The sequence below is a fragment of the Bradyrhizobium sp. SHOUNA76 genome (assembly GCF_023006445.1).
Taxonomy (GTDB): domain Bacteria; phylum Pseudomonadota; class Alphaproteobacteria; order Rhizobiales; family Xanthobacteraceae; genus Bradyrhizobium.
Window position 1 is genome coordinate 1 of sequence record NZ_JALBHA010000579.1, and the last position, 3,745, is coordinate 3,745.

The 3,745-nt window shown below is 66.6% G+C and carries 4 protein-coding genes; all 4 read left to right on the forward strand.

The genetic code is table 11. The features are described from left to right. Positions 1-258 (forward strand): tripartite tricarboxylate transporter TctB family protein (locus MOV74_RS33605; protein ID WP_246931285.1); only part of this gene is annotated, 258 nt, incomplete at its 5' end. Positions 259-265: 7 nt separating this feature from the next. Then, a complete protein-coding gene (locus tag MOV74_RS33610; RefSeq protein WP_246931286.1) occupies positions 266-1,777 on the forward strand; it encodes a tripartite tricarboxylate transporter permease in 1,512 nt (503 codons plus the stop codon). A 51-nt stretch (positions 1,778-1,828) separates the two neighbouring features. Then, positions 1,829-2,818 carry a methylmalonyl Co-A mutase-associated GTPase MeaB gene (gene meaB, locus MOV74_RS33615; protein ID WP_246931287.1) on the forward strand — a complete coding sequence of 330 codons (990 nt, stop codon included), beginning with the start codon at positions 1,829-1,831 and terminating at the stop codon, positions 2,816-2,818. Then, positions 2,815-3,471 (forward strand): pyroglutamyl-peptidase I, encoded by a 657-nt coding sequence (locus MOV74_RS33620; RefSeq protein ID WP_246931288.1) that lies wholly within the window; start codon positions 2,815-2,817, stop codon positions 3,469-3,471. Before meaB ends, MOV74_RS33620 begins: the two co-directional genes overlap by 4 nt. Positions 3,472-3,745: the final 274 nt, after the last annotated feature.

A 3,745-nucleotide genomic window follows, 5' to 3' on the forward strand; every position in this document is an offset into this window, starting at 1 on the left:
CCACCGCCGCAGGGCAAGCTCTACGGCCTGCGCGCCCTGCTGCCGCCGGCGCTGCTGCTGTTCTACGTTGCCGCCGCCGACCGGCTCGGCTTCATCATCACTGCGGCGATCATGGTCTACGTAACCTCCACCGCGCTCGGCGCGAAGTGGAAGCTGGCGCTGCCGCTTGCCGCGCTGTCGCCGTTCGCCATCCACCTCATCTTCGGCAAGCTGCTGCGTGTGCCGCTTCCTGCCGGCCTGCTGCCGACGCCCTGGTAATCCCCCCATGCTCAAGACCCTGATTGAAGCATTCGCGCTGATCTCCACCTGGGAGGTCATCATCGCGATGTTCGCAGCCTCCGTGTACGGGCTCGTGATCGGCTCGCTGCCCGGCCTGTCGGCAACGATGGCGACCGCCCTGCTCGTCCCCGTCACCTTCTATCTGTCGCCGATCGCGGCCATCGCGACCATCGTCGCGGCGTCCTCGATGGCGATCTTCTCCGGTGACATTCCGGGCGCATTGCTGCGCATTCCCGGCACGCCCGCCTCCGCCGCCTATGCCGACGAGGCCTATGCCATGACCCGCAAGGGCCAGGCCGAGCTCGCGCTCGGGGCCGGCGTCTGGTTCTCCGCCGTCGGCGGCATCGCCGGCGTGCTGTCGCTGATGATCCTGGCGCCGCCCCTTGCCGAGATCGCGCTGTCGTTCTCGACCTACGAATATTTCTGGCTGGCGCTGCTCGGCCTGATGTGCGCCACCTTGGTCGCACGCTCCTCGCCGGTGAAGGCGATCGCCGGCATGTTCCTCGGCTTGCTCGTCTCCTGCGTCGGCATCGAGAATCCCGGCGGCATCCCGCGCTTCACCTTCGGCCTCACCGATCTCTTTGGCGGCATCGAGCCGATCCCGGCGCTGGTCGGCGTGTTCGCGGTGGCGCAGGTGATGCGCGCGATGCTGACACCCGAGCCGCCGCCGCTGCCGCGACGAAAATTCGGAAGCATCATGGCCGGCCAGTGGAAGCTGACCAAGATGTATCACTGGCAGATGACCCGCGGGAACATCGTCGGCATCATCATCGGCGTGCTGCCGGGTGCCGGTGCCGACATGGCCGCCTGGGTCTCCTATGCGATGTCGAAACGCTTCTCCAAGGAGCCTGAAAAGTTCGGCACCGGCCATGTCGAGGGCCTGGTCGAGGCCGGCGCCAGCAACAATGCCAGCATCGCCTCGGGCTGGGTGCCCTCGTTGCTGTTCGGCATCCCCGGCGACACCATCGCCGCGATCGCGATCGGCGTGCTCTACATGAAGGGCCTCAATCCGGGCCCGACGCTGTTCACCGAGAAGGCGTCGAGCATGTACGCGATCTATTTGATGTTCATCATCGCGAACATCATGATGATCCCGCTCGGCATCGCCATGATCCGGGTCGCGGCCTATATCCTGCTGGCGCCGCGCTCGACCGTGATGCCGATCATCATGCTGTGCTGCGCGGTCGGCTCGTTCGCAATCGGCAACAACATGTTCGGCGTCGTCACCGTCGCCGCCTTCGGCGTGATCGGCTATGTCATGGAGGCGAACGGCTATCCCGTCGCCGCCATGGTGCTCGGCATCGTCATGGGCACCATGGTTGAGCAGGCCTTTGTCACCTCGCTGATCAAGTCGGACGGAAGCATCCTGCCGTTCTTCGAACGTCCGGTCGCAGCCATCCTCGCCGCCATGGCGATCGGCGCCCTGCTGTGGCCGGTGATGGTGTGGGTGTGGCGCAAGGTGAAACAGCCGCAGACGGCGGCGGCAGCATCCCGGTGATATCGGGCGGGCGGGCCTCGCCTGCCTCGCCTCGGCGTTGTAAAGCAGGGCATGACTGAGAAGAAGGCCTCGCTCGACATCAAGACCCTCGCCAAGGAGCTTCGCGCCGGCAGTCGCGCCGCTCTCGCCCGAGCCATCACGCTGGTGGAGAGCCGGCGCGGCGACCATCAGGCGCTGGCGCGCGAGCTGGTGCAGTTGCTGCTGCCCGACACCGGCAAGGCGTTTCGCGTCGGTATCACGGGATCGCCGGGCGTCGGCAAATCCACCACCATCGATGCGCTTGGCACTTACCTCATCGAACAGGGCAACAAGGTCGCCGTGCTCGCGGTCGACCCGTCCTCGGCGCGCAGCGGCGGCTCGATCCTGGGCGACAAGACGCGGATGGCGCGGCTGTCCGCGTCCAATGATGCGTTCATCCGTCCCTCACCGTCCTCGGGCACGCTCGGCGGCGTTGCGGCCAAGACGCGCGAGGCCATGCTCTTGTGCGAAGCCGCCGGCTTCGATGTCGTGCTAGTCGAGACCGTCGGCATCGGCCAGTCCGAGACCGCGGTCTGCGACATGACCGATTTCTTCCTGGCCCTGATGCTGCCCGGCGGCGGCGATGAACTGCAAGGCATCAAGAAGGGCCTGGTCGAGCTCGCCGACATGATCGCGATCAACAAGGCCGACGGCGACAACCTCAAGCGCGCCAAGATCACCGCCGCCGATTATCGCGGCGCGCTGCACATCCTCAGCCCGCGGTCCGAGCATTGGCATCCGCCGGTCGAGACCTATTCGGCGCTGACCGGCGATGGCATCGCGAAAATCTGGCAGAAGGTTTTGGATCACCGCAAGGCGATGAACGCCTCCGGCGACTTCGCCGCGCGTCGGCGCGAGCAGCAGGTGAAGTGGATGTGGTCGATGCTGGAGCAGCGGATGCTGGCGCGATTGCGCAGCGAGGCGTCGGTGCGGACGAAAGTCCGGAAGATCGAGGCGGAAGTCGCCGACGGCCATCTCACGCCGGCCCTTGCCGCCGAGCAGATGTTGGAGTTGCTGCAATGAGCGAAAGACTCCGCATTCTCCTCACCGGCTTCGGGCCGTTTCCCGGCGCGCCCTATAATCCGACCCAGCCGCTGGTCGCGCGGCTGGCGCAACTGCGCCGTCCGGCGCTCGATGATGTCGCGATCTCCAGCCACATCTTCCCGGTCACCTACGCTGCGGTCGACCGGCAATTGCCGGAGGTGCTCGCGAAAATGAGGCCGGATGCGCTTCTGATGTTCGGTCTCGCTGCGCGCACGCCTTACCTGCGGATCGAGACCCGCGCGCGCAACGCCGTCACCATGCTCTGGCCCGATGCCGCCAACACCCGCTCCAGCAAGCGCGGCATTGCCGGCCATGCGGACGCAATGACGTTCGGCCCGCACACGGCAAGACTATTGCGCGCCGCGCGCCTGACCGGCATCGATGCACGACCTTCGCGCGATGCCGGCGCCTATCTCTGCAACTACTTGAGCTGGCGCGCGATCGAGAACGTGAGGGCGGGTGGTCCGCAGCTTGCGGCGTTCATCCATATCCCCCTGCTCGCACGCAGCGGCGCGGTGCGCCGCAAGGGGGCGCCGCGCATCACGCTGGAGGAGCTGGTGGATGCGGGGGAAGCCATGCTGATGGAGATGGTGGGGCTGGCAAGGAAGGCGCGGAACACGCAGGTTTCGTAGGGTGGGCAAAGGCGCGCTTGCGCCGTGCCCACCATCTCGTTCCATCTGCCTTCAAATCGGGGGCACGCTTCGCTTTGCTCACCCTACGGCACCGCCTTCTGCGTAAACATTTAACCCTACCGCGAACAAACCTCACGACCCCGGCCCCGCTGCGCTACCTAATCCGCGCGGACGCCCGCGTCCGCCGGAGGACGCGTCATGGACCTCAATCGCCGCCATCTCATCGGAGCTTCCACCGCCGGCATCGCCGGCGCGCTCGCCATGCCGGCCGACG